Source organism: Hafnia alvei (genome assembly GCF_034424155.1).
GTDB classification, from domain to species: domain Bacteria; phylum Pseudomonadota; class Gammaproteobacteria; order Enterobacterales; family Enterobacteriaceae; genus Hafnia; species Hafnia alvei.
This window is the reverse complement of the sequence record NZ_CP139992.1, coordinates 3,679,641-3,705,250: the sequence shown is the minus strand read 5'-3', so window position 1 is coordinate 3,705,250 and position 25,610 is coordinate 3,679,641. Positions and strand designations below refer to the sequence as shown.

21 protein-coding genes are annotated in these 25,610 nt (G+C 51.6%); 11 read left to right on the top strand and 10 right to left on the bottom strand.

Annotated elements, in window-relative coordinates; translation table 11 throughout:
- The first annotated feature begins 7 nt into the window (after nt 1-7).
- The 5 genes from agaW (at nt 8) to U0008_RS17280 (ending at nt 4,565) form a co-directional block, all read left to right on the top strand.
- Complete coding sequence (agaW, locus tag U0008_RS17300; RefSeq protein WP_025800283.1) at nt 8-799, top strand: PTS N-acetylgalactosamine transporter subunit IIC; 792 nt, start codon at nt 8-10, stop codon at nt 797-799.
- Nucleotides 789-1,682, top strand: coding sequence for a PTS system mannose/fructose/sorbose family transporter subunit IID (locus U0008_RS17295; protein WP_025800282.1), 894 nt, complete (start codon nt 789-791; stop codon nt 1,680-1,682). Before agaW ends, U0008_RS17295 begins: the two co-directional genes overlap by 11 nt.
- Before the next feature lie 9 nt (nt 1,683-1,691).
- Nucleotides 1,692-2,135: a PTS galactosamine/N-acetylgalactosamine transporter subunit IIA gene (gene agaF, locus U0008_RS17290; RefSeq protein WP_043495348.1), complete on the top strand. Its 444-nt coding sequence runs from the start codon at nt 1,692-1,694 to the stop codon at nt 2,133-2,135.
- A 12-nt stretch (nt 2,136-2,147) separates the two neighbouring features.
- Entirely contained in the window at nt 2,148-3,002 is an 855-nt protein-coding gene (locus U0008_RS17285) for a tagatose bisphosphate family class II aldolase (protein WP_025800280.1), read from the top strand.
- Nucleotides 3,003-3,245: 243 nt separating this feature from the next.
- Nucleotides 3,246-4,565, top strand: coding sequence for a polysaccharide deacetylase family protein (locus tag U0008_RS17280; RefSeq protein WP_043495346.1), 1,320 nt, complete (start codon nt 3,246-3,248; stop codon nt 4,563-4,565).
- Nucleotides 4,566-4,834: 269 nt separating this feature from the next.
- On the opposite strand, the gene panD is transcribed toward U0008_RS17280, so the two are convergent.
- The 9 genes from panD to thpR form a co-directional block, all read right to left on the bottom strand.
- A complete protein-coding gene (gene panD / locus U0008_RS17275; RefSeq protein ID WP_008814566.1) occupies nt 4,835-5,215 on the bottom strand; it encodes an aspartate 1-decarboxylase in 381 nt (126 codons plus the stop codon).
- A 127-nt stretch (nt 5,216-5,342) separates the two neighbouring features.
- A complete protein-coding gene (panC, locus tag U0008_RS17270; protein WP_025800278.1) occupies nt 5,343-6,203 on the bottom strand; it encodes a pantoate--beta-alanine ligase in 861 nt (286 codons plus the stop codon).
- 68 nt (nt 6,204-6,271) lie between these two features.
- Nucleotides 6,272-7,066 (bottom strand): 3-methyl-2-oxobutanoate hydroxymethyltransferase, encoded by a 795-nt coding sequence (panB, locus tag U0008_RS17265; RefSeq protein WP_025800277.1) that lies wholly within the window; start codon nt 7,064-7,066, stop codon nt 6,272-6,274.
- A 221-nt stretch (nt 7,067-7,287) separates the two neighbouring features.
- Nucleotides 7,288-7,767, bottom strand: coding sequence for a 2-amino-4-hydroxy-6-hydroxymethyldihydropteridine diphosphokinase (gene folK, locus U0008_RS17260; RefSeq protein ID WP_043495330.1), 480 nt, complete (start codon nt 7,765-7,767; stop codon nt 7,288-7,290).
- Nucleotides 7,764-9,158, bottom strand: coding sequence for a polynucleotide adenylyltransferase PcnB (gene pcnB, locus U0008_RS17255; protein WP_038503004.1), 1,395 nt, complete (start codon nt 9,156-9,158; stop codon nt 7,764-7,766). The genes folK and pcnB overlap by 4 nt, the downstream gene beginning before the upstream one ends.
- A gap of 151 nt (nt 9,159-9,309) precedes the next feature.
- Nucleotides 9,310-10,185: a tRNA glutamyl-Q(34) synthetase GluQRS gene (gene gluQRS / locus U0008_RS17250; protein WP_043495328.1), complete on the bottom strand. Its 876-nt coding sequence runs from the start codon at nt 10,183-10,185 to the stop codon at nt 9,310-9,312.
- Between the two features lie 151 nt (nt 10,186-10,336).
- Nucleotides 10,337-10,792 carry an RNA polymerase-binding protein DksA gene (gene dksA, locus U0008_RS17245; protein ID WP_025800273.1) on the bottom strand — a complete coding sequence of 152 codons (456 nt, stop codon included), beginning with the start codon at nt 10,790-10,792 and terminating at the stop codon, nt 10,337-10,339.
- 192 nt (nt 10,793-10,984) lie between these two features.
- On the bottom strand, nt 10,985-11,692 hold the full coding sequence (gene sfsA, locus U0008_RS17240) for a DNA/RNA nuclease SfsA (RefSeq protein WP_043495326.1): 708 nt from the start codon (nt 11,690-11,692) through the stop codon (nt 10,985-10,987).
- A 55-nt stretch (nt 11,693-11,747) separates the two neighbouring features.
- Nucleotides 11,748-12,308 carry an RNA 2',3'-cyclic phosphodiesterase gene (gene thpR / locus U0008_RS17235; protein ID WP_043495325.1) on the bottom strand — a complete coding sequence of 187 codons (561 nt, stop codon included), beginning with the start codon at nt 12,306-12,308 and terminating at the stop codon, nt 11,748-11,750.
- A gap of 91 nt (nt 12,309-12,399) precedes the next feature.
- On the opposite strand from thpR, the gene hrpB reads away from it, so the two are divergent.
- Both hrpB and mrcB read left to right on the top strand, forming a co-directional pair.
- Complete coding sequence (gene hrpB / locus U0008_RS17230) at nt 12,400-14,838, top strand: ATP-dependent helicase HrpB (protein ID WP_043495323.1); 2,439 nt, start codon at nt 12,400-12,402, stop codon at nt 14,836-14,838.
- 106 nt (nt 14,839-14,944) lie between these two features.
- A complete protein-coding gene (gene mrcB, locus U0008_RS17225) occupies nt 14,945-17,509 on the top strand; it encodes a bifunctional glycosyl transferase/transpeptidase (RefSeq protein WP_043495321.1) in 2,565 nt (854 codons plus the stop codon).
- 181 nt (nt 17,510-17,690) lie between these two features.
- On the opposite strand, the gene ompC is transcribed toward mrcB, so the two are convergent.
- A complete protein-coding gene (gene ompC, locus U0008_RS17220) occupies nt 17,691-18,827 on the bottom strand; it encodes a porin OmpC (RefSeq protein ID WP_043495319.1) in 1,137 nt (378 codons plus the stop codon).
- A gap of 764 nt (nt 18,828-19,591) precedes the next feature.
- Here ompC and fhuA point away from each other — a divergent pair.
- From fhuA to fhuB, 4 genes are all read left to right on the top strand, one after another.
- Entirely contained in the window at nt 19,592-21,757 is a 2,166-nt protein-coding gene (fhuA, locus tag U0008_RS17215; RefSeq protein ID WP_412101730.1) for a ferrichrome porin FhuA, read from the top strand.
- Nucleotides 21,758-21,835: 78 nt separating this feature from the next.
- On the top strand, nt 21,836-22,633 hold the full coding sequence (fhuC, locus tag U0008_RS17210) for a Fe3+-hydroxamate ABC transporter ATP-binding protein FhuC (RefSeq protein ID WP_043495315.1): 798 nt from the start codon (nt 21,836-21,838) through the stop codon (nt 22,631-22,633).
- Between the two features lie 11 nt (nt 22,634-22,644).
- Entirely contained in the window at nt 22,645-23,562 is a 918-nt protein-coding gene (fhuD, locus tag U0008_RS17205) for a Fe(3+)-hydroxamate ABC transporter substrate-binding protein FhuD (protein WP_043495341.1), read from the top strand.
- The gene (gene fhuB, locus U0008_RS17200) at nt 23,559-25,562 is read left to right on the top strand and encodes a Fe(3+)-hydroxamate ABC transporter permease FhuB (RefSeq protein ID WP_043495312.1); all 2,004 of its coding nucleotides are present in this window, start codon (nt 23,559-23,561) and stop codon (nt 25,560-25,562) included. The genes fhuD and fhuB overlap by 4 nt, the downstream gene beginning before the upstream one ends.
- Nucleotides 25,563-25,610: the final 48 nt, after the last annotated feature.

The following is a 25,610-nucleotide window of genomic DNA, read 5'->3' as shown; positions in this document are numbered from 1 at the left end:
GTAAACCATGTTTACAGATGCGTTATTGATTGGCTTATTAGCCGGACTGGCGGGGGTAGACCTGTTCGATGGTCTCACCCATTTCCATCGTCCGGTAGTAATTGGCCCGCTGGTCGGGCTGATTTTAGGTGATGTGCAAACCGGCCTGCTGGTCGGTGGTTCATTAGAGCTCGTTTGGATGGGAATGGTGCCGCTGGCGGGGGCTCAGCCGCCAAACGTGGTCATTGGCGGAGTCATTGGTACCGCGTTTGCCATTCTGACCCATGCCGACCCCAAAGTAGCGATAGGCATTGCGGTGCCTTTTGCTATCGCGGTGCAGGGCTGTATCACGCTGCTGTTCACGGCGTTTTCCCCGATGATGCACAAGTGCGACAAAATGGTACAAGAGCTCAACTGGCGCGGCATTGAGCGCGTGAACTATCTCGGCATAGCTATTCTATTCTGCTTCTACTTCATTGTGGCCTTCTTACCGGTTTACTTCGGTGCCGACGCCGCCAGTGCGATGGTGCAGAAAGCGCCAACGTGGCTGCTGGATGGTCTGGCCGTTGCAGGCGGAATGATGCCCGCCATCGGTTTCTCACTGCTGATGAAAATCATGATGAAAAAGACCTATGTGGCTTATTTCATCCTTGGTTTTATTTCCGTGACCTTTCTCAATATGCCGATTATCGCCGTTGCTTTGGGCGCATTCGCCATCGCGTTGATCGACTTCTTTAACCGTTCCCGCAACGAACAGGATGGCGATACTAACGCGCCTTCTTCTTCGACTCATGCTCAGGAGATGGAAGATGGGATTTAATGACAACGAAGCTGTGATGGCGGCCAAAGCCGAGCAGCGTATGGCGCAGGCCTTGGCGACTAGCCAAGTTGAGCAAGACGACTATATCGACAGCACGCCAGCGGAAGCCTTGACCAAGCAAGACCTAAATCGCATGGCATGGCGTTCTTTGCTGTTACAAGCCTCGTTCAACTATGAACGTATGCAGGCGGGCGGCTGGCTGTATACCCTGATCCCTGGCCTGCGCAAGATCCATAAGAACCCTCAGGATCTGGCGAACTCGATGAAAATGCACATGGAGTTTATCAATGTGCATCCCTTCGATGTGACATTCCTTTCCGGCCTGGTGCTGGCAATGGAAGGCAGCAAAGAAAAGGTATCCACCATCCGTGCGGTCAAAGTGGCGCTGATGGGGCCGTTGGGCGGCATTGGTGATGCACTGTTTTGGCTCACCCTGCTGCCAATCTGCGCCGGTATCGGTGCTTCGTTAGCGCTTCAGGGCAGCCTGTTTGGGCCGATTGTCTTCCTGCTGATGTTCAACGTTGTGCATTTTGGCCTGCGTTTCGGGCTGGCGCATTACGGCTACCATGCAGGCACCAGCGCGTTGGCGCTGCTAAAAACTCACACCAAAAAGATATCTCATGCGGCGTCAATTGTCGGGATGACGGTGATCGGGGCGCTGGTGGCGTCGTATGTTCATCTCTCAACGCCGTTAGTGATGCATGCGGGTAAAGCCAGCGTCGCGCTCCAGAAAGACGTACTGGATAAGCTGATGCCCAATCTTTTGCCGCTGTGCTTCACGCTGCTGGTGTTTTGGCTAATGAAACGCGGTTTTTCACCGGTGAAACTGATCGGTTTAACGGTGTTGTTTGGCGTGGTTGGCAAGTTTATTGGATTCCTTTAAGGAGGCGCGATGTTAGGTCTAGTGATTACCGGACATGGCCGCTTTGCCAGCGGACTGTTGCAGGGCGTGGAACAGGTGGTTGGTGAGCAGTCGCAATGCCGTGCGGTGGATTTTCCTGAAGGCGTGAGCACTACTGAGCTGATGGTGATGTTAGAGCAAGCCTGTGCGGCCTGTGATAGCGGGGAAGGCGTGGTGATCCTGAGCGATTTACTGGGTGGCTCGCCGTTTCGGCAGGCAGCGATAATTGCTAAGCAACATGCAGATTATCAAGTGATTACCGGCACCAATATGCAGCTTGCGGCAGAGATGATGCTAGAGCGAGAAGGGATGAACCCTCAGTCGTTTCGCGATATGGCGCTGGAGTGCGGGCGGCGTGGTGTGACCAGCCTGTGGCACGAAGAACAAAAGTGTAATCAACAACAAAATGATTCCGTCAGCTTAGACGGTATTTAAGGAGCCCATTTTATGTACCTGATTTCAAACCGGGAAATGCTCAAAAAGGCTCAGCGCGAAGGTTACGCCGTACCCGCATTCAACGTTCATAATTTAGAAACTGTACAAGTGGTGGTGGAAACCGCGGCCGCGCTGAGATCGCCGGTGATTTTAGCCGGTACTCCGGGCACATTTACCTACGCCGGCACTGATTATTTGGTATCTATTTGCCAAGAAGCTGCGCACCTACATGATTTACCGCTAGCGCTGCATTTGGATCACCACGAAAAATTGGACGATATTCGTGCCAAAGTGACCGCCGGCGTACGCTCGGTCATGATTGATGGTTCGCACTTTGCGTTTGAAGAGAATATTCGCACGGTGGCTGAAGTGGTGCGTCTATGTCAGCGTTATGACGTGAGCGTGGAAGCTGAACTGGGGCGGTTAGGCGGGCAAGAAGATGACCTAAACGTTGACAGCGCAGACAGCTTCTTTACCGATCCTGCCGCAGCACGTGAGTTTGTTCAGCGCACTGGCATTGATTCCCTCGCTGTGGCCATCGGCTCGGCGCACGGCTTGTACCATGGCGAACCGCATTTGGATTTTGCTCGTTTGGCCGAAGTGCGCAAGGCCGTTGATATACCGCTGGTGCTGCACGGCGCATCGGGTATTCCAGAACATATGGTACGTGAGGCGATAGGGCTTGGGATCTGCAAAGTGAACGTTGCCACCGATCTGAAAATCGCGTTTGCGGATGCGGTAAAAAGCTACTTTACCGAACATCCTGACGCGAACGATCCGCGCAAATATATCACGCCGGGTAAACAGGCCATGCGCGAAGTGGTTGAGGAGAAGATTAGAATCTGTGGGAGTGAAGGGAAGCTTTAGTGGGGGATTGCTCCCACCCTAACCCTCCCCTTCGCAGGGGAGGGAACCGTGCAGTAACGTTTATACGGATCTCGATCGGCCCCTCCCCCTGTAAAGGGGGAGGTTGGGAGGGGGAGCCTCATAAGTTTACACTACCATTTCCTGTTCCTCTTTTAACCATGCACCTAACCCATCACCCATGCTATTCTGTTGTTCCTGAATGATTTCTATGCCTGATGGCACCTGACTTTTCTAAATATAAAAATGAAGCTATTTCAATCAATAACAGCCGGATTGCTGTTTTCTCTCTATGTTATTTTTATACCGCAAACGGCCCTTGCAGACTTGTTGCCCGATAGCTGGCAGCAATATCAATACATGCAAGCCGAGCGTGATAGTGAAATTTATTCGCTGGTGGGAGAGCATGTGATCCCCGTTGGGCAAATTAAGCAGGGACAGGTGCTGAACGTCTTTCAGGCCGACGCTGAGTATTACGAGTTTCGCTTTGGCAACGGCACTGGCTTTATCGCGCGTGAAGATCTGAGCGAGCGTAAAAACCCTGAAGCGCCGCGTGATAACTTGGGCGATCTGCGCAAGAAAAGTTTTCAAAATCTTGTCACCAGTCGCTCGGTGGCCGTGTATAGCCAAGCTGATAATCAAAGTGCGCCAGTCGCTACGCTGGAGGAAAACCTGCGTTATCCGATCCTGAATAAACAAAAGGATCGTCTTAACCAGACATGGTATGAAATCAACTTAGGCGATCGTCTTGGCTATGTGAGCGAACTGGACGCGGAGCTGGATAACGGCATTGCGGTGCTGACTTACCATCATATCCTGAAAAATGAAGAGAATAAGCGTTTTCGCCATACGTCGACCACAACGTCTGACGTGGCATTTAGCAACCAAATGGCCTATTTGAAACAGGCTGGCTATACCACGCTCTCTATGTATCAGTTGGAAGGCTACTTAAACGGCACCATGAACTTACCCGCTAAAGCGGTGGTGCTGACGTTTGATGATGGACTCAAATCGGTCTATCGCTATGCGTATCCGGTGCTCAAACAGAATGGGCAACGCGCGACGGCGTTTATTATCTCTTCGCGCATCAAACGTCATCCGCAGGCTTGGAACCCTAACGGGTTACAGTTTACGAGCATTTCAGAACTGCGTGAGATGCAGGATGTATTTGATATCCAGTCGCATACGCACTTTTTACATCGCGTGAGTGCAAACAAACAGCCGATTTTATTCAGCCGTTCTTATCATAATATTTTGTTTGATTTCCAACATTCGAGAAGGGCGCTGTCGCAGTTTAATCCGCATGTTCAATATTTGTCGTATCCCTTCGGAGGCTATAACCAAAAGGCGATGGACGCGGCGCGTGATGCAGGATTTCATCTAGCGGTGACGACGGTGAAAGGAAGGGTTCGAATGGGGGACAACCCGTTCGCGTTGAAGCGTTTATATGTGCTGCGTACGGATTCGGTGCAAAGCATGGCGTCATTGATTGCTAACAAGCCACAGCCGGTGCCAGAAAAGCCGGATGCTGGTGTGGTTAAGGTGCCAGCGGCGGCGGTGAAATAATATTTTGCTGTTGTGAAAGACCCCTCCCAACCTCCCCCTTGGCAGGGGGAGGAGCCGCTCGAGATTCGTTTAAACATCGCCGAACGGTTCCCTCCCCTGCGAAGGGGAGGGTTAGGGTGGGGTATTCGTTATTGCAGCAACCCCCTCCCAGCTTCCCCCTTGGCAGGGGGAGGAGCCGCACGAGATTCATATAAACATCACAGAACGGTTCCCTCCCCTGCGAAGGGGAGGGTTAGGGTGGGGTCAATGAGAGCGGGGAAACTAAATAATTACGCCACCTGCACTGGAACGGCTTTAGCCAAGCGCTTCATCACATTATCACCTTCAAAATAGGCAACTTTAGGATTGTGTGAGCGAGCCTGTTCATCAGACATCTGTACGTAAGAGCAGATAATCATAGTATCGCCGACGCATGCACAGCGAGCCGCAGCACCGTTGACGGAAATAATTTTTGAACCGCGTTCGGCGGCAATCGCGTAGGTCGAGAAGCGCTGACCGTTATCTACGTTGTAGATATCGATAGCTTCATATTGCAGGATCCCCGCGGCGTCTAAAAAATCCTGATCGATGGCGCAGGAACCTTCGTAGTGCAAATCTGCCTGAGTCACTTTGACGCGGTGCAGCTTGCCTTGCAACATAGTGCGTACCATAACAATACCTTCATTAACATCTATTGATGGCGGCCATCCCTGAAATCAGAGGCGGCAGTTCTCTTTGTTACCGATTAAGCGGTCTACTATATTTTAATAAATAAGTTTACCACTGTATGCAAAACAATTAGCTTTCTGCGTTGAATGGCACGCGCATGTTATCAATCAGACGCGCTTTACCTAACCATGCAGACACCAAAATCACCGCGGTTTGTGTATCCACATTCACGTCTAGCAGAGTGTCAGCATCGCGAACGAACAGTTCGTCAGGCTGTAAACCGGCTTCCCGCAAGCGACCTGCGGTCTGTTCTAACAGCTCGTCGATGTTGCGTTCGCCGTTTTCCAACTGAGTCGCTAAATGGCTCATGATGTTATATAGGCGAGGGGCTAAGCGACGTTCATCAGGCGTGAGATAGCCATTACGTGAGCTCAGCGCCAGCCCATCCTGACCGCGAACGATAGGCACGCCCACGATATCAATATCAAAACTGAGGTCGGCAACCATTTTGCGGATCAGCGCCAACTGCTGAAAATCTTTCTCACCGAAACAGGCAATGTCTGGCTGGATGAGATTGAACAGTTTGCTCACGATGGTCGAGACGCCGCGAAAATGTCCCGGACGGCTTGCGCCTTCCAGCATGGTAGAGAGTGACGGTACATCGACGTAGGTCTGCTGTTCTAAGCCTTTCGGATAGATTTCTTTTTCAGACGGAGCGAAGACCAAATCCACGCCTAGGCGCGTTAATTTTTCACAATCTTCCTGCAACGTACGCGGATAGCGAGCGAGGTCGTCAGGGCGATCAAACTGCATCGGATTCACAAATACGCTAACGACGACAATATCAGCCCGCGCTTTCGCTTCTTCAACCAGCGTGAGATGACCTTCGTGCAGATTTCCCATCGTCGGCACCAGCGCAACGCGCTTGCCTTCTTGACGCCAACGGCGGATTTCACGACGTAGCAAAGGGATTGTTTCAATGATTAACACAGTGGTTCTCCAAACTTATGAGCCACGCTAACCTCCCTTTGACGAGAGGCTAGACACGGACTGACCGATTAGTTGAAAGTATGCTCCGCAGCCGGATACAAACCCTGTTCAACCTCTTCAATGTATAGACGAATGGCTGCGCGAATATCACTTTGGCCCGCTAAGAAGTTCTTGGCAAACTTAGGCGTATGTCCGCCGGTAATCCCCAAGGCATCGTGCATGACCAAAATCTGGCCGTCGGTGTCTTTACCCGCGCCAATACCGATAACCGGAATACGCAGCGCTTCGGTGATGGTTTTTGCCAGCGCCGCAGGCACACATTCTAAAACTAACAGCTGAGCACCGGCGGATTCTAATGCCAGCGCATCTTCGAGCAGCTTGTCGGCACCGTCTTTGTCGCGCCCCTGAACCTTATAGCCGCCAAAAATATTCACAGACTGTGGCGTTAAGCCAAGGTGTGCACAAACCGGCACCGCGCGCTCGGTTAGCATTTGCACCGTTTCAACGAGCCAGCTACCGCCTTCCAGCTTGACCATATTGGCTCCGGCTCGCATCAGCGTAGCTGAATTTATGCAGGCTTGTTCCGGCGTGGCATAGGTCATGAAAGGCAAATCGGCGAGTAAAAGACAGTGTGGCGCACCATGACGCACGGCGCGCGTATGGTAGGCGATATCTTCAATGGTGACAGGCAGCGTGGAGTCGTGCCCTTGTAACGTCATTCCGAGTGAATCACCCACTAACATGACGCGGATGCCCTGATCTTCAAACAGCTTGGCGAAGCTGGCATCGTAAGCGGTGATGGTGGCGAATTTTGTTTTTTGTTGTTTTAACTGTAACAGATGGGTGATGCTGGTCGGCTTCATGGTGTCCCCTGACGGCTTCATTCAGACTGAAACAAAAGCGCATTCTAAGAGATGTTATGCCCTAGGGATAGCGCTTTATCGGCCTATTGCTCGGGAAAGGTATTAGGGGGGAAACATCAGTAACTGATGGAAATAGAAAGGGAATTAAGCAAAGTAGTAAGGAAAGGATATATATCAGAGAGTAATTATTTATAGTTATTTCATTGATATAACGGCATACGTTACCACCGCGTGAGTGGCTCAGCGCTCAGTTGTGCGATGACAGATTGCAGGCTTTCACCGCTAGGAAAACGCAATTCGGGGGCAATTTCAGCGAGTGGATATAGCATGAATTGACGATTTTTCATGTCGTAATGCGGCACGGTTAAGCGTTCGGTGTTTATTATTTCATCGCCGAACAGCAAAATATCGAGATCCAACGTGCGTGGGCCCCAGCGTTCATCTTTACGCACGCGACCGTGCTCCTGCTCGATTTTTTGCGTATGGTCTAGCAGATTTTCAGCGGATAAATCCGTGTCTAAAGCCACCACCGCATTCAGGTAATCAGGCTGATCCTGAGGCCCGAGCGGCGGTGTGCGATATAGCGATGAGGTTGCAATCAGCGTCGTCTGCGGCAGTTCGGCCAGCGCGTTAAGCGCCGACTGAACCTGATGCAGAGGATTAGCCAAATTGCTGCCTAAGGCTATATAGACGCGTGTCATTCGCTGCTGCCTTCACGGCGCGGTGCGCGACGACGTGGGCGACGCGGACGGCGGCGAACACCATCATCGCCCAGCTCATTCGCCATGCTTTTCTGACGTGTCAGAGGCGCTTTCTGGAACTCGTCCCACCACTGTGTCAAACGCTGCAGCTCATGGTTATTCTCTGCCTGAGCGCGCAACGCCAGCAGATCAAAGGCCGCGCGGAACTTCGGTTGTTCCATCAGTTTATGCGCGCGTTTGCCCTGACGGCGGGATAAGCGCAATTGCAATGACCAAATATCACGCACTAATGCGGTAATTCGTTTTGGAATAGCCAGCGTGCGGCATTGCTCATCCAAAATGTCGTTCATCGCCAATGCAAAGGCGTCGTAGTAGGTCAGACCGCTCTCGTCATTGATTTTCTGCGCCAGCTCAATCAGCGGATACCACAGCATGGCCGCAAACAGGAATGCTGGATTCACGCGCATATCGTTTTGCAAACGATGATCGGTGTTTTTCAGCACCTGATTGATGATGCGTTCCATCGGGCTATCGCCGTTGGGCGTGAAATGGCGCGCAATCACTGGGAATAACGGTTGGAACAACTGGTATTCGCACAGCAGCGTGTAAGTTGCAAAACCATAGCCGGATTGCAGCAGTTTCAGCGACTCTTCAAACAGACGAGCCGATGGGATCTCATGCAGCAATGAAGCTAAACGTGGGATCGGTTCGCCGGTTTGTGGACAGATAGTCATGTCCAGTTTGGCAGCAAAGCGCACCGCACGCAGCATGCGAACAGGATCTTCGCGGTAGCGCGTTTCAGGATCGCCAATCAGGCGAATACGGCCTTCCTGCAAATCACGCAGGCCGCCGGTGTAATCACGCACCGTGAAATCTGAAATACTGTAATACAGGCTGTTGATGGTGAAATCGCGACGTTGGGCATCTTCTTCGATGTTGCCATAGACGTTGTCGCGCAGCAGCATGCCGTTCTGAGCCTGCTGGGAGATATTTTTGCCATCACCGGCGTGTTCATGGTGGCCACGGAAGGTAGCAACTTCGATAATTTCAGGGCCGAACATCACATGGGCCAAGCGGAAGCGGCGGCCAACGAGACGGCAATTACGGAACAGTTTACGCACTTGTTCCGGCGTCGCGCTGGTGGTGATGTCAAAATCTTTAGGCTGTTTACCGAGCAGCAGATCGCGCACGCCACCACCAACCAGATACGCTTCGTATCCTGATTTGTTCAGGCGATAGAGAACCTTGAGGGCGTTCTCACTGATTTGTTGGCGCGAAATGTTATGTTGATCGCGCGGGATCACCGTCATTGAACGTGACTCCTCCGCTTGTGCGCTCTCCGCCTCTCGGCTTAAAACCTTACGGCAAAAGTTGGCGACTCGGGTAAAAATGGTGCACCTCGATAGTGTCTTGTTAGTCGTATGCTCTGAATCATTCAAGCCCTAGCTAATGCCAGCAACTTGAGGTCTGATGAGTATATGCAGAAAAAATAGCGGGTCATCATAGCCTAAGCAGGGCATTTTGAGAATGCCGCTGATAAATTCACGGCATTAATCGTGAGTTTTTGGGGATTTGTCGTACGTCCCAATGAGCGACTGCATATTCTAGCAGCGCTTCGGTGCTTAAATCTTCCCAACTCTTCACGACCGGCTGCCCCAAAAAGCTAAGCGCTGAAATGAGCACAGGACGAGGATCGCTCATTGGGATAGGTTCGGCGTGATTCTGCTTCGACAGCTTGTTTCCATCGTGGTTCAGCGCCAAAGGCAGGTGCAGATAGCGCGGGGCCTGCCAACCCAATTGCTGATACAGTGCCATCTGACGCACCGTTGGCTCAATAAGATCGGCACCGCGCACAATTTCAGTAATGCCCTGAAAATGATCGTCTACCACCACGGCCAGATTATAGGCAAACAGGCCATCGCGTCGGTGAATAATAAAATCTTCCTCAGCCATGGCGCGGTCGGCGGCTAGCCAGCCATGGAGCGCGTCTTCAAATCCATACACCGGCTCGGTTTGCTGTAAGCGCAGCGCGGCGTGCTCAGGCCCCAGATGCAGAGCGCGGCAGTGACCATCATAAAATCCACCGAGGGAATGAATACGGCTGCGGGTACAGGTGCAGAAATAGGCTTTGTGCTCATGGCGCAGGGAGTCGAGTGCGGCGCGGTAGGCATCGTGGCGGTGCGATTGATACAGCACGCTGCCATCCCAGTGCAGTTGATAGTGCTCAAGCGTACGCAAAATACGGCTGGCGGCTCCGGGAACTTCGCGAGGCGGATCGATATCTTCGATGCGGACGAGCCAACGGCCTTGCCGTGAGCGAGCTTGTAAATAACTACCGAGAGCGGCGATAAGCGAACCAAAGTGTAAATCACCGGATGGAGAAGGGGCAAAGCGGCCAATATAGTGATGTGATGGCATGGGTTTGATGAATTTCGTTACGTCGGCGTCATGCCGCAGTACGGGAAGAATTCACCACGGTGTTGGCTTCCTGCATTAACGCCGTGGTGAGGCTGGGTTAGTGAAACTATCAACGCCCGTTTAGGGCGTTGGAGGATCTTAATATCCCAGATTAACCGGCCATCTGCTTTTCGCGGATTTCAGCCAGAGTTTTACAGTCGATGCAGAGATCGGCCGTTGGGCGCGCTTCTAAGCGACGAATACCGATCTCAACACCGCAAGACTCACAGAAGCCGAAATCGTCGTCTTCGACTTTCTTCAGAGTTTTTTCGATCTTTTTAATCAGTTTGCGCTCACGATCGCGGTTGCGCAGTTCTAAGCTGAATTCTTCTTCCTGTGCCGCACGGTCTACCGGGTCCGGGAAGTTCGACGCCTCGTCCTGCATATGGGACACAGTGCGGTCAACTTCGTCACGGAGCTGGTTACGCCACGCTTCAAGAATCAGTTTGAAATGACCCAGCTGGGCTTCATTCATGTACTCTTCGCCTGGCTTCTCTTGGTACGGCTCCACCCCAGCGATGGCGAGAATGCTTAAGGACGACGGTTTACGGTTTTGCCCTTCTTGCATGTTGCTTCTCCTACATAACACGCATTAGCGATCCCCAAATGGGGGAAAAATCAGGCCGCTATAAATAGCAGATGCCGTTAACGTTGGCAATTATTCCTGCATAATGCTTGACAATGGTGTGAAGGACGGCGTATTTGGCGAGCTGCTCTGCGTTTTTTGTCGTTTTTTTCAACAGAAGACGAAATAGCGGGCTCAAGACAACCCAAACGGCAACGGGATGTTTAGCTCCATTCCTTCCGCGTTAATCTGTGCACCATAGCATATAACTTCTACGCCAAGCGCACAGGCTTGCGCCAGTAATTCCGCGTATTGCGGGTCAATATGGTGTGCTGGCGCAACCTTCGTAATACCGGTATGCAGTACGGCAAAAAACAGTACTGCGCGTTGTCCGTTTTGTACCTGCAGCGCCAGCTCCCGAAGGTGCTTTTGCCCGCGTAGCGTAACAGCATCGGGAAAGTAACCACAATCCTGTTCTAGCAGGGTCACAGACTTCACCTCAATATAGCAGTCAGGTTGATTTTCTGCCTGTAATAACAAGTCGATACGGCTATTTTCTTCACCGTAGCGCACCTCGGTGCGTAGTTTTGTGTAACCAGATAATTCGTTGATGCGTCCAGCCTCGATGGCTTCTTGCACTAACGTATTGGCACGCATGGTATTTACACAAATCCAGTGATCTTGCTGAGTCTGAGTAAGCTCCCAAGAATGCGCATATTTTCTTTTAATGTTGTCTGACGTGGAATACCAAACCGTATCCCCCGGCGTTGCACATCCTGTCATCGCACCGGTATTGGCACAGTGCATCGTCATTTCAGTGCCATCATTAAGGCGAACGTCGGCTAAAAAACGTTTGTAGCGTTGAAGCAAGCGCGCTGATTTTAGCGAGGGGGAAAAAATCATAAGTTCTCTCTATATTTTTTTCTTTCTATATATATGCCGAGATAATTCTGAAAATTCAGTACTCCGTGTTTTCCGACGTTTTTTTCGGCGTAATGAGCGGCCAAGCGGCAATTTGCTCGTAGCGGGTTCGGCCACGGCGGAACTCCGACGAGTAGAGCGTGAAATATTCAAAATCAATCGGCCAATGAAACCCTGATGGCGGGAGTGCTACGGCTTTCGTCGCCCCGCGTAGCAGCGTGATATGGGGGTGAAAAGGTAAAGGGCTTTGATAACAACCGCTACGCGCAGCCTGCGAGCGTAAAAGCTCGGCCAATTGCAGCAGCCCCCGCGGTGCGCGGCGGGTGCCCAGCCAGACAACGCCCGCGCCCGGCCAATGGCCCGCGTCGTCGAGATCGAGGCTAAAAGCCGGTTGTTTGATCCGCGCAGCCATATTTTGCAGGGCCTGAGATTTCTGTTCACTGATGTCACCTAAAAATGCCAGAGTGATGTGCAGATTGGCGGCGGCGATAGGGCGCCCCGCTTCGGCAGAAAACTGATCTGCGCGCCATTTCACCAACGCACGTTGGGTTTTGGGCGGTATTGGTAAGGCAAAAAATAGGCGGCGGGTATCAGACATGCTTTCTGGTTTCTCTTAGTTTCACCGCTGAATGCTACAATGCCGTCTAGTCGATGTTAAAGCATTTAATCCTAATTAGTTTGGAGCCTTCGTGTCTTTACTTCCTGTTGCTGCGGTTCTTGAATCATTATTGGCCGCGCTGCAATCTTCAGCTCAGGTGCTACTGAATGCACCCACCGGTGCGGGTAAGTCAACTTGGCTACCGTTGCAATTGCTTAAGGCTGATTGGCTGAACGGTAAAATCATCATGCTTGAGCCTCGCCGGTTGGCAGCGCGCAGCGTGGCTCATCGCTTAGCGCAACAACTGGGTGAAACTGTGGGGCAAACCGTAGGCTACCGCATGCGTGCCGAAACCAAAGTTAGCGCGCAAACGCGGCTGGAAGTGGTTACCGAAGGTATTTTGACTCGTATGCTTCAGCAGGATCCCGAGCTATCAGGCGTATCGCTGGTCATCCTCGATGAGTTCCATGAGCGCAGCTTGCAGGCTGATTTAGCCTTGGCGCTGTTGTTGGATGTGCAGGAAGGATTGCGTGACGATCTGCGTTTGCTGATTATGTCTGCCACGCTGGACGACGCGCGTTTGACTCATTTACTGCCCGATGCACCGGTGATCCGTTCCGAAGGACGCAGCTTCCCCGTGGTGCGCAGTTACATGCCGGTGTCTGCGCATGAACGGCTGGATCACAGCGCTTCTCATGCGGCGCTGAATTTGTTACGCCAAGAGTCAGGCTCGCTGCTGCTGTTTTTACCCGGCGTGGGAGAAATCAAGCGTACCGCCGAACTGCTCGAACAGCGCGTGGATGCCAATACCGATATTTGTCCGCTTTATGGCGCGTTGCCGCTGGCCGAGCAGCAGAAGGCGATTGATCCATCACCGTCAGGGCGGCGCAAAGTGGTGCTGGCCACCAATATTGCGGAAACGAGTTTGACCATCGACGGGATTCGTTTAGTTATCGACAGCACGCTTGAGCGTGTCAGCCAATTCGATGTGCGTAGCGGGCTCACGAAGCTGGTTACGCAAAGAGCCAGTCAGGCCTCCATGACGCAGCGTGCCGGGCGCGCGGGGCGCTTAGAACCGGGTATCTGCTGGCACCTAATGGCGGCAGAACAGGCCGAACGTACCGCAGAATATAGCGAAGCCGAAATTCTCCATAGCGATCTGAGCAGCCTGTGGCTGAATCTTTTGCAGTGGGGATGTCACGATGTCTCTCAGTTAAAATGGCTGGATACGCCGCCGACTGCGGCGATCTCTGCCGCGCAGCGGCTGTTATTTCAGCTCGGGGCAATTAATGAACAGGGCGGCTTAACGCCAACCGGTCGCGCTATGGGCGATGCGGGTAGCGATCCGCGATTGGCGGCAATGCTCTGTGCCGCGCAAAGCGCCGGTGAGGATGCGCTTGCGACGGCGGCGTTGCTGGCCGCTATCATTGAAGAGCCACCGCGGAACGGCGGCGTCGATCTACGCAATGCGCTTTATCATCCGCAGAGCCATTGGCAACGCCGCGCCAATCAACTGATTAAGCGTTTGGGGAACGGGAAGGGGCGCGTCGCGCTCGACGATACTGCATTTTGGCTTGCTCATGCTTTTCCCGATCGTATTGCTAATCTACGTGGGCAAGATGGGCGTTATTTGTTGGCGAATGGTCTCGGTGCGGCAATGGAAGCCGATGACGCGCTGGCGCGGACGCCGTGGTTGATTGTGGCGAATCTTTTGCAGGGCGTGAATAACAGCGAAGCGCGTATTTTGCTGGCGTTGCCTTGTGATATTGATCTTTTAGCCGCCCGCCTGCCGCATCTGATCAGCGAGCAAACCAGCGTGGAGTGGGATGAAGCGAAAGGTACGCTACGCGCATGGAAGCGCCAGCAGCTAGGGCGCTTAGTGATTAAGGCACAGCCGCTGGCTAAACCATCGGCTGAGGAGCTGTCGCTGGCGCTACTAAATTGGGTTCGCAATCAGGGTATTAGCGCTTTGAATTGGAGCGACTCTGCCAAGCAGCTGCGTTTACGGTTACAGTGTGCAGCGCAGTGGTTACCAGAAGTTAACTGGCCTACGGTAGATGATGATAGTCTGCTGGATTCGCTAGAAAGCTGGCTACTGCCTGCGCTAGACGGCGTGCGCGATCTGCGCGGTTTACAGAATATCAATCTGACCGATGCACTGTTGAGCTTAATGGATTGGTCGATGCGACAGCGTCTAGATACCGCGCTGCCGACTCATTACACTGTGCCGACAGGATCGCGTTTACCGCTACAGTATTTTAGCGATAAACCACCGGTGTTAGCCGTGCGCTTGCAAGAGGTCTTTGGTGAGCAGCACAGCCCTAAAATCGCCGAAGGGCGAGTGGCGTTGGTGTTGGAGTTGTTATCGCCAGCCCATCGTCCGCTACAAATTACCCGTGATTTGGCCGCGTTTTGGCAGGGCTCATACCGTGAAGTGCAAAAAGAGATGAAAGGGCGTTATCCAAAGCATGCATGGCCGGACGATCCGGGAAATGCGCTGCCGACGCGTCGAACGAAACGCTACCAGTAAGAAATTCCTACGGCGCAGCCATGATGCTGCGCTAATTTCGGAGGTTTCCTCTTCCCCATTTCGGCGGTGAGGAACAGATTAGGCGCCACTGCCGGAGAACTGAACAATGTCTAGGGATGACGATCGCGAGCCGATCGGACGTAAGGGTAAAAAAGGTGGCACTCCACCGTCCCGTAAAGCGGTACCTAATCGCCGTCGCCGTTATGACGACGAGGACGATGACTATCGCGATGATTTCCGTGATACCGCGGACGATCATGACGATTACGAAGAAGATGATGATTATGATGATGAAGACAGAGAGGACGACGTGGCGCGTAAGAAAGTGAAAAAATCGCGTAAACGCAAGCTGTTAGGTTTGCTGATCAAGCTAGCGCTGATCGTCTTTGTGCTGCTGGCGATTTACGGTTTCTATTTGGATCAGCAGATCCGTGGCCGTATCGATGGGAAAGTCTGGCAGCTGCCAGCGACCGTCTATGGCCGGATGGTCGATCTCGAGCCTGGAATGTCCTACAGCAAAAAAGAGATGGTGAATTTGCTGGAAGGTATGCAATACCGTCAGGTGAGCCGCATCACGCGTCCGGGTGAATTCTCGGTGAACGGCAACAATATTGATTTGTTGCGCCGCCCGTTTGATTTTCCAGACGGAAAAGAAGGGCAGATCCATGCGCGTTTGGTATTCAGCAACGATCGTCTAAGCCAGATCCAAAATATGGACAACCAGCGCCAGTTTGGTTTCTTCCGCTTGGATCCGCGCTTAATTACCATGTTGCAGTCTCCCAACGGTGAGCAGCGTTTATTTGTACCGCGCAGCGGATTCCCCGATCTGTTAGTGGATACGCTGATTGCGACCGAAGACCGCCATTTTTATCAGCATGATGGGATTAGTTTCTATTCCATTGGTCGTGCTGTGGTGGCTAACCTTACTGCCGGACGTGCGGTACAGGGCGGTAGCACGCTGACGCAGCAGCTGGTTAAAAACCTGTTTTTATCTAACGAACGTTCGCTGTGGCGTAAGATCAACGAGGCGTATATGGCGCTGATCGTTGATTATCGCTATAGCAAAGATCGCATCTTGGAGCTGTATCTCAACGAAGTGTATCTGGGCCAGAGTGGAAGCGATCAGATCCGTGGCTTCCCGTTAGCGAGCCTCTACTATTTCGGACGTCCGGTTGATGAACTTAGCCTCGACCAGCAAGCATTGCTGGTAGGCATGGTAAAAGGTGCTTCGCTGTATAACCCGTGGCGTAACCCGAAACTGGCGTTAGAGCGTCGTAATCTGGTGCTGAAATTGCTGGAAAACCAGCAGATCATCGACCAAGAGCTTTACGATATGCTGAGTGCTCGTCCGCTCGGCGTGCAGCCAAAAGGCGGCGTTATCTCGCCACAGCCTGCGTTTATGCAAATGGTTCGCCAAGAGCTACAGCAAAAACTGGGCAACAAGATCAATGATTTGTCTGGGGTGAAAATCTTCACCACGCTCGATCCGGTGTCGCAAGACGCGGCAGAAAAAGCGGTGGAAGATGGCGTTCCTGCACTGAAAGCGGCGCGTCATGTGAACGATCTTGAAGCTGCCATGGTGATTGTAGACCGTTTCAGCGGCGAAGTTCGTGCCATGGTAGGCGGTGCTCAGCCACAGTTTGCTGGTTTTAACCGCGCAATGGACGCCCGCCGTTCAGTGGGCTCTCTGGCAAAACCACCGACTTATCTCACCGCGTTGAGCGAGCCAGATAAATATCGTCTGAACACGTGGCTTGCGGATCAGCCACTTTCGCTGAAGCAGCCAAATGGCAGCATATGGCAGCCGAAAAACTACGATCGTCAGTATCGTGGTCAGGTGATGCTGGTGGATGCGTTGGCGAACTCGCTGAACGTGCCGACGGTGAATCTGGGTATGGCGGTAGGGTTAGATCAAATCAGTGCGACATTGCAGCGTTTAGGTATTCCTAAAGATGTGATTAATCCGGTTCCATCCATGTTGCTGGGGGCGATTAGCCTCACGCCGATGGAAGTTGCGCAGGAGTATCAAACGATTGCTGGGGGTGGGAATCGCGCGCCGCTGTCGGCCGTGCGTTCGGTGATTGCAGAAGATGGAACCGTGCTGTATCAAAGCTTGCCGCAGGCACAAAGCGTGGTGCCACCGCAGGCAGCTTATCTGACGCTGTATGGTATGCAGCAGGTTGTTGCACGTGGGACATCGCGTTCTCTGACGGCTAAATTTGGTAATTACCATCTGGCGGCGAAAACGGGTACCACAAACGATCTGCGAGATAGCTGGTTTGCCGGTGTTGATGGTAAAGAGGTGACCATTGCATGGGTTGGGCGTGATAACAATGGCCCGGCCAAGTTAACCGGTGCAAACGGTGCGTTAACGCTTTATCGTCGCTATCTGGAAAACCAGACTCCGCTGCCACTGAATTTGGTGCCACCGGAAGGGATTACCACGATGAATATTGATGAATCTGGTAACTTTGTGTGCAACGGTGGCGGTTCGCGCAGCATTCCTGTATGGACGGAAAACCCTGAGGGGCTATGTGCTGCATCCGCAGCGCAGCAACCGGCAGCCCAGACTCAGCAGCCACAAACTGAAGGGCAGCAGCAACCAGCACAGCAACAACAAAGTAGTGATGGTGTAGCCGGTTGGATTAAGGATATGTTTGGCAGTAACTAATAATATTCTAGTGTGAACGAAAAGGCCTCTTGTTAAGAGGCCTTTTTTATTAGATGAATAATGAATAATAAGCAAGGTGGTCAATGGAGTATTAAATCGCTTTGGTGATCATTTTATAGACAAATAAAAACGGGTGGCCTAAGCCACCCGCGATATTCATTAATGCAATGATTAAGCTAAATTAGAACTGGTATACCAAACCAACACCAACAACGTCGTCGGTCATCAGGCCTGCTGAACGGCTGAAATTATTGTCATCCAGCAAGTTGATTTTATAGTCAACGTAGGTAGACATGTTTTTATTGAAGTAGAAGTAGGTACCAACATCAATGTAATTAACTAAATCTTCGTTATCGTAATGTTTGCCGCCGGCGTTATAGTCAAGGTCTTTACCTTTAGAATAAACATAGCCTAAAGATGGACGCAGGCCGAAATCAAACTGGTACTGAGCCGTGACTTCAACGTTTTGAGTTTTGTTAGCAATATACCCGTCAGTATCACCGAAGGCGGTCATATTTTGAGTTTGAGCATACATAACGGCCAGGTAAACATTGTTCGCGTCATATTTGGCACCCAAAGTCCAAACATCAGCGGTATTACCGCCTGCCAATGAACGATGTTCTTGGTCATAGGTGCGGTTAGAAGCCGCATAAGATGCGCCAAAGTTCAGGCCCATGCCGGTGTCATAAGTGGTAGAGAAACCAACACCATCGCCGTTTTGAGTGGCAATTTTACGGTCGCCATTGTTGGTGCCGTTGTTGCCTTCAGCCCCACCATTATCGTTAGCGCCTTGGTATTGCAGAGCAAAATTCAGGCCATCAACCAGACCGAAGAAGTTGGTGTTACGATAGGTTGCAAGGTTATTGGCACGGGTGTTCATGAACACGTCAGTTTGGGTGTAGCTATCGCCACCGAAGTCTGGCAGCATATCGGTCCACGCTTCAACGTCGTATACGACACCGTAGTTACGACCGTAATCAAACGAACCAAAATCACCGAATTTTAAGCCAGCAAAAGCCAAACGTGTGGCATTACCATTGCTGCCAACGCCTTCAGACTCAGTGGTTTGAGCTTGGACGTTATATTCCCACTGACCAAAGCCGGTCAGTTGATCGTTGATTTGGGTTTCGCCTCTGAAGCCAACACGTAAATAGGTTTCATCACCATCTTGGCTGCTGGCGTCAGAGAACTGATGGCGCGCATCGACTTTAGCTTCCAGATCTAATTTATTACCATCTTTATTATAAATCTCAGAGGCATGTGCCATGCCCGCTATTAATAAAGAAGGAATTACCACCGCTAGAATTTTACGCTTCATTATCATTTCCTTGAATTGACGCTTTTGTATTATTCTTATCCCTTATGTTTAATAACGATTCCTTTTTAAAACGCTAGCAGGATAAAACTCTTGGTTATTAAAAGACAATATGGTTCATGAAATAAATAATTAATTTTGTGACGAGGAATATAAATATAATAAATTACAATATTGGTGAATTATGATTCGTTGGAAATTATACTTTTTTAATAAGTAATTGAGAGTTTTTTATTTAATGTTGTATTAAATTTCATTGATTTAATTGGTGCTTAATTAAGTGTTTTGTTTAATTTAAATAAAAATGCGTAGAGGCGCAAAGGTAGGTGTAGCCTCGTTTTGTAAGGTGAAAAATTGCACCGTGATGAGTAAGCGCCAATAAATAGAATATGGCACCGATTCCGCATCTTTAAATCCATTCTTTGTATGGTTTTAATTAAACCATTTACGCAAACCAAATATAACAATTACATAACTATGAAATACGTCTCATTTATATTTACATCATGATTCAATCCTCTTTTTAGATAGATAAAACCTATTGATTTAAGCCTTATTAAAATAAAGGCTATTTTTTGTTCCCTTGGTTCTTATAAGGATTAATTTCTCTTGAACTTTACATTTAGTTACGCATAAAATGCGATCTTTATAATAATCATTCTCGTTTGCTTTATTATTTGTCTTTCGCCAGAGAAACCAACATGACTTTACCATCGTTCAAATATTCACGAACCAAGGTTGCAGTTTCTATTGCTGCCAGCTTGGGGATGTGGGCCTCTTTCGCCAATGCTGCTGATACAACTCAAAAAAATCAAAATGACGACACGCTGGTTGTCACCGCCGGCGGTGGTGTTCAGCAGGAGAGCGCATGGGGTCCCGCGCCAACGATTGCCGCTAAGCGCAGCGCAACGGCAACGAAAACCGATACGCCAATTGAGAAGACTCCACAGTCTGTCTCGGTTGTAACCTATGAAGAAATGCAAATCCGCCAGCCAAAATCGGTCAAAGAGGCTTTGGGCTATACGCCTGGCGTAACGGTTAACAGCCGCGGCGCCTCCAGCACCTATGACTTTGCCATCATTCGTGGTTTCTCTTCGGTTGGTTTGAACCAGAATAACTATTTGAACGGTTTGAAGTTACAGGGCGATTTCTATAACGACGCCGTCATTGATCCTTATATGCTTGAGCGTGTCGAACTCATGCGTGGGCCAACGTCAGTGCTTTATGGCAAAAGCAACCCTGGCGGGATCATCTCTATGGTCAGCAAGCGTCCGACGACAGAACCGTTGAAAGAAGTGCAGTTTAAAATGGGGACAGATAACCTGTTCCAAACGGGTTTTGATTTCAGCGATGCGTTGGATGATAACGGAGAGTTCTCATACCGTTTAACTGGTATGGCGCGTTCTAATAACGAACAGCAGGACGGTGCCAAGCAGAAACGTTACGCCATTGCCCCAACGTTCTCTTGGCGTCCGAGCGAGCAAACTAACTTCACGTTCTTGTCATATTTCCAGAACGAGCCAGAAACCGGCTACTACGGCTGGTTGCCGAAAGAAGGAACCGTAGAGCCATTGCCAAACGGTGGTCGTTTACCGACTAGCTTCAATGAAGGCGCAGCCAACAACACTTATTCCCGCAACCAGAAAATGGTGGGCTATAGTTTTGACCATAGTTTCAATGACACCTTCACAGTGCGCCAGAACCTGCGTTTCTCTGAGATGAAAACGGCTCAGAAAAGTGCATACGGTACCGGGCTGTGTAATAACAGTATGAATGGTTTTAACGCGTACTGTCAGTCGCTTTCTGATGCTGATAAGGCCCATTATTTGGGACGCGGTACGGTTGTTGATCATGAGCGTTTACAGAACTTTAGCGTTGATACTCAGCTACAGAGTAAGTTTGCGACGGGCGACGTGGATCATACCCTGTTAACCGGCGTTGACTATATGCGTATGCGTAATGACATCAGCGCCCTGTTTGGCAATGCACCTTCACTGGATCTGGATAATTTACCCGATCGTACCGACGTTGATTTCGGTAGCGCGGTTCCTTATCAGATGAACGAAAGCAAGCAAACCGGGCTTTATCTTCAGGATCAGGCTGAGTGGAACAAATGGGTTCTGACCTTGGGTGGTCGTTATGACTGGTCTACTCAGGCCACGACTGTTCGCAGCGATAATGGTTACATTGAGCGTAAAGATCAGCAGTTTACTTGGCGTGGCGGTGTGAACTATTTGTTCGACAACGGTATTTCACCGTATTTCAGCTACAGTCAATCTTTCGAGCCGAATGCCTTTAGCCTCTACAGCACACCACGCGTAGCCTATGCGCCGTCGAAAGGTGAGCAGTACGAAGCCGGTGTAAAATATGTGCCGAAAGATATGCCGATTGTGGTCACTGGCGCAGTTTATCAGTTAACCAAAACGGACAACTTGATGGCTGATCCAACGAATGCGTTGAATCAAATCCCTGCGGGTGAAATTCGCTCACGCGGTTTTGAATTTGAAGCAAAAGCTGCCGTTAATGCCAATATCAACATGACGGCGTCTTACACCTATACAGAGGCAGAATATACCAAAGATACCAACTTAAAGGGCAATACGCCGGTACAGGTGCCAAAACATATGGCTTCCCTGTGGGGGGATTACACCTTTAACGAAGGGGCTTTGAGCGGGCTAACGCTGGGTACGGGCGGCCGATTCATCGGTTCAAGCTACGGCGATCCGGCGAATACCTTCAAAGTAGGTAGCGCAGCGGTGATGGATGCGGTGATCAAATATGATCTGGCGCGCTTCAACCTGCCGGGCTCCAGCATTGCGGTTAATGTAAATAACCTGCTGGACCGCGAGTACGTTGCCAGCTGCTTCGATACCTATGGCTGCTTCTGGGGCGCAGAGCGTCAGGTTGTGGCAACGGCGACCTTCCGCTTCTAGTAAGATATACACTCAAGGGCGCGGTTACCGCGCCCGTTCTTTTCTGCAAAGAACATAAGACTAAAGGCTATACCGGAATTGAGTAAAACCGCAATCTCCACCCCATCAACTTTCACTTTGCAACAGGTCAGCTTCACTGTTCCTGGCCGCACATTGCTGCAAAACGTGTCTCTCACTTTTCCTGAAGGTCAGGTTTGTGGCTTGATTGGTCACAATGGCTCAGGTAAATCGACGCTGCTAAAAATGCTCGGTCGCCATCAGGCGGCAAGCGTTGGCCAGATTTTACTGGGCGACAAACCGTTAGCGGAATGGGATAGCAAAGCGTTTGCCCGTGAAGTGGCCTACCTTCCTCAACAGCTGCCCGCGGCTGAGGGAATGACGGTGCGTGAACTGGTGGCCATTGGTCGCTATCCTTGGCATGGCGCGCTCGGGCGTTTTCGCAGCGAAGATCGTGAACGAGTGGAAGAGGCCATTGCCTTGGTCGATCTTAAACCGTTGGCAGGGCGTTTGGTTGACAGCTTATCCGGCGGTGAGCGCCAGCGCGCATGGTTGGCAATGACGGTGGCACAAAATAGCCGCTGTTTATTACTCGATGAACCGACATCGGCGCTGGATATTGCCCATCAGGTTGAAGTGTTGGCCCTCATTCAACGCCTTAGTCGCGAACGGGGGTTAACCGTGATTGCGGTTCTGCATGACATCAATATGGCTGCGCGTTATTGCGATTATTTGATGGCGCTGCGCGGTGGTGAACTGATTGCTCAAGGTACGCCTGCTGACATTATGCAGGGCGACGTACTGGAAAAAATTTACGGTATACCGATGGGGACGCTGCCGCACCCAAGCGGTGGTGCGCCGGTGAGCTTCGTTTACTGATGCAAGATTCAATGCGTGATCCCAACTCTCCTGATTTTGGCCGTCGCCGTCTGATTACGGCGCTGGCGTTGTCGCCGTTTTTACTTCCGCTTTCGGTGCAGGCCTCTGCGCTGACCAGTACGACATATCCCGATCTCAAGCGTATTGTGGCGCTCGAATGGCTGCCGATTGAGCTTCTGCTGACGCTTGGCATTACGCCGCTTGCCGTGGCTGAAATCGCCAATTATCGCCTTTGGGTACAAGAGCCTCGATTGGCACCCACGGTTATCGATCTCGGCAACCGCACAGAGCCAAATATGGAGCTGCTGCAACAGATTGATCCTTCGCTGATCCTCTACTCAGAGGGATTTGGCCCTTCAGTGGCGAAAATGCAAACCATTGCACCGGCGATGGGCTTTTCCTTTAACGATGGCTCAGGCCTGCCGCTGAAACTGGCTAAAAAGTCATTGCAAAATCTGGCGGAAAAACTGGGTGTGCCTGAACGCGCGACCGCACACCTTGCACTATTCCAACAGCGGTTGGCACAAAGTAAACAGCGCCTGAGTGCGTGGGACAAAACGCCACTGTTGCTGTTTACGCTGTTAGACGCCGGGCATGCTTTGGTATTTGGTAAAGGCAGCATGTTCCAAGAAGTAATGGATGAACTGGATTTAAAAAATGCGTGGACGGGGGCGACCAATTTTTGGGGCAGCGCGATCGTTGGCATAGAACAACTGGCGACGATTTCCCCGCAGGCGCAGGCCATTTTCTTCAGCCACGGTAATGACGCATTGTTTGCTCAGGTGCAGAAAACCCCGTTGTGGCAGGCGCTGCCTTTTGTGCGAAGCCATAAAGTGATCAGCCAGCCGGGCGTTTGGTTCTACGGTGCCACGCTCTCCGCGATGCGTTTTTGTGATTTGCTGGAGTCTGCGTTAGGAGCGAAATCATGAACGCTAACGTAAAAGCATCTCAGGCTAAATTCAGCCTGTGGTTGATCCCATTGTTGCTGGCATTGCCTGCGCTGGGATTAACCTTATTCAATCTGCATCACCAGCTACCGTTTAATCAATGGTGGCAGGCCGCGACCGCGCCGGATAGGGATAATATCCAACAGGTCGTGATGCATTACAGCATTCTGCCACGCGACGTTGTGTCTTTGCTGGTGGGCGCAGGGCTCGGTCTGGCGGGGCTACTGTTCCAACAGGTATTGAAAAACCCGCTGGCGGAACCCGCCACGCTGGGGGTTTCCGCCGGTGCTCAGTTTGGGGTAACGGCGGCGGTGCTGTTGGCCGTTTCGCCTGAAAGCTGGATGATGCAACTGGCGGCTCTGCTGGGTGCTGTGTTGGTCGCGTTTATCGTGTTTGGCCTGTCGTGGGGTAAACGCATGTCGCCGGTGACACTGATTCTGGCGGGGCTGGTGATGGGGCTGTACTGCGGCGCACTGAACTCCCTGATGGCGCTGTTTAATTACGAATCTCTACAGGGCATGTTTGTCTGGGCGAGCGGGGCGTTGAACCAACACGATTGGCATAACGTGACCGAACTAGCTCCGCGTTTGCTGGTGGCATTGCTGCTTTCCGCTTTGCTGATTCGCCCTTTGACGCTGCTGGGATTGGATGACGGCGTCGCTAAAAATCTAGGGCTTGGCCTAAGCAGCGCTCGTTTAGCTACCCTCGCGCTGGCGGTGTTAATCAGCGCACAGATGGTGAACGCGGTAGGCGTGATTGGTTTTATCGGCCTATTTTCGCCGCTGTTAGCGCGCATTTGTGGTGCGCGTCGATTGTCTCAACGATTGTTGATGGCGCCTTTTATCGGCGCTTTGCTGCTGTGGCTCACCGATCAGGTGGTGCAATGGCTGGCCGTGGTTTGGCATGAAATTCCAACCGGCTCGGCCACTGCGCTCATTGGCGCACCGGTGCTGCTGTGGTTATTACCGAAGCTGCGTACCAACGGCAATATGCCGGATATGAACCAAGGCGACCATGTTACGCCAGAACGTCATCATCTGTGGCGCTGGATGATCATCGGTATGGCTCTACTGGCGTTGGCTCTGGCCGTTGCTTTGCTGTTTGGACGCGGTAGCGAAGGCTGGTACTGGGCGCACGGCGCTCAGATAGATGCGCTGATGCCTTGGCGCTGGCCGCGCGTGGTGGCTGCTTTGGCTGCGGGAATGATGCTAGCCGTAGCAGGAACCATGATCCAAAAGCTCACCGGTAACCCGATGGCGAGCCCTGAAGTATTAGGGATTACGTCGGGTGCTGCGCTCGGCGTTTTAGTGCTGATGCTGTTAGTACCGGGCAATGCGTTTGTATGGCTACTTCCGGCGGGAAGCCTCGGCGCTGCGCTGACGTTATTGTTAGTGATGATTACCTCGAGCCGTAACGGATTTTCCGCCCAGCGTATGTTGTTGGCCGGGATTGCGGTGAGTACGGTGTTTAGTACGCTGGTGGTGATGGTGCTGGCAAGCGGCGATCCGCGTACCGGCATGCTGCTCACATGGCTAGCGGGCTCGACCTATGGCGTGGACAGCGCGCAGGCGTTACGTACCGTGGGTATTGCCGTGGTGCTGATTGCGGCAACGCCGCTGTGCCGCCGTTGGCTCATGCTACTGCCTTTAGGCTCGGTAACGGCGAAAGCGGTGGGCGTGGCGCTGATGCCGTCGCGTGTCGCTATTTTGTTGATCGCATCGGCGTTAACCGCCGCTGCGACGCTAATGACCGGTCCGCTCAGCTTTGTTGGCCTGATGGCGCCTCATATGGCGCGAATGTTAGGCTTTAAGCGAGCGATGCCACAGCTGATGGTTGCTGCGCTAATCGGTGGTTTTCTGATGATGTTTGCAGATTGGTGTGGGCGGATGGTGATGTTCCCTTATCAAATCCCCGCCGGATTGTTAGCAACGTTCATCGGCGCGCCGTACTTTATTTTCTTACTGCGCAAGCAGGGGAAATAAGCAGATTCAATCCGCCGCACCATGCGGCGGATATGATATCTACGCAAT

Excerpts from the sequence above, each read along its gene's own strand:
- agaW (WP_025800283.1), top strand. The coding sequence starts at position 8 with ATGTTTACAGATGCGTTATTGATTGGCTTATTAGCCGGACTGGCGGGG.
- U0008_RS17295 (WP_025800282.1), top strand. The coding sequence starts at position 789 with ATGGGATTTAATGACAACGAAGCTGTGATGGCGGCCAAAGCCGAGCAG.
- agaF (WP_043495348.1), top strand. The coding sequence starts at position 1,692 with ATGTTAGGTCTAGTGATTACCGGACATGGCCGCTTTGCCAGCGGACTG.
- U0008_RS17285 (WP_025800280.1), top strand. The coding sequence starts at position 2,148 with ATGTACCTGATTTCAAACCGGGAAATGCTCAAAAAGGCTCAGCGCGAA.
- U0008_RS17280 (WP_043495346.1), top strand. The coding sequence starts at position 3,246 with ATGAAGCTATTTCAATCAATAACAGCCGGATTGCTGTTTTCTCTCTAT.
- panD (WP_008814566.1), bottom strand. The coding sequence starts at position 5,215 with ATGGTACGCACTATGTTGCAAGGCAAGCTGCACCGCGTCAAAGTGACT.
- panB (WP_025800277.1), bottom strand. The coding sequence starts at position 7,066 with ATGAAGCCGACCAGCATCACCCATCTGTTACAGTTAAAACAACAAAAA.
- folK (WP_043495330.1), bottom strand. The coding sequence starts at position 7,767 with ATGACACGCGTCTATATAGCCTTAGGCAGCAATTTGGCTAATCCTCTG.
- gluQRS (WP_043495328.1), bottom strand. The coding sequence starts at position 10,185 with ATGCCATCACATCACTATATTGGCCGCTTTGCCCCTTCTCCATCCGGT.
- dksA (WP_025800273.1), bottom strand. The coding sequence starts at position 10,792 with ATGCAAGAAGGGCAAAACCGTAAACCGTCGTCCTTAAGCATTCTCGCC.
- sfsA (WP_043495326.1), bottom strand. The coding sequence starts at position 11,692 with ATGATTTTTTCCCCCTCGCTAAAATCAGCGCGCTTGCTTCAACGCTAC.
- thpR (WP_043495325.1), bottom strand. The coding sequence starts at position 12,308 with ATGTCTGATACCCGCCGCCTATTTTTTGCCTTACCAATACCGCCCAAA.
- mrcB (WP_043495321.1), top strand. The coding sequence starts at position 14,945 with ATGTCTAGGGATGACGATCGCGAGCCGATCGGACGTAAGGGTAAAAAA.
- ompC (WP_043495319.1), bottom strand. The coding sequence starts at position 18,827 with ATGAAGCGTAAAATTCTAGCGGTGGTAATTCCTTCTTTATTAATAGCG.
- fhuA (WP_412101730.1), top strand. The coding sequence starts at position 19,592 with ATGTGGGCCTCTTTCGCCAATGCTGCTGATACAACTCAAAAAAATCAA.
- fhuD (WP_043495341.1), top strand. The coding sequence starts at position 22,645 with ATGCGTGATCCCAACTCTCCTGATTTTGGCCGTCGCCGTCTGATTACG.
- fhuB (WP_043495312.1), top strand. The coding sequence starts at position 23,559 with ATGAACGCTAACGTAAAAGCATCTCAGGCTAAATTCAGCCTGTGGTTG.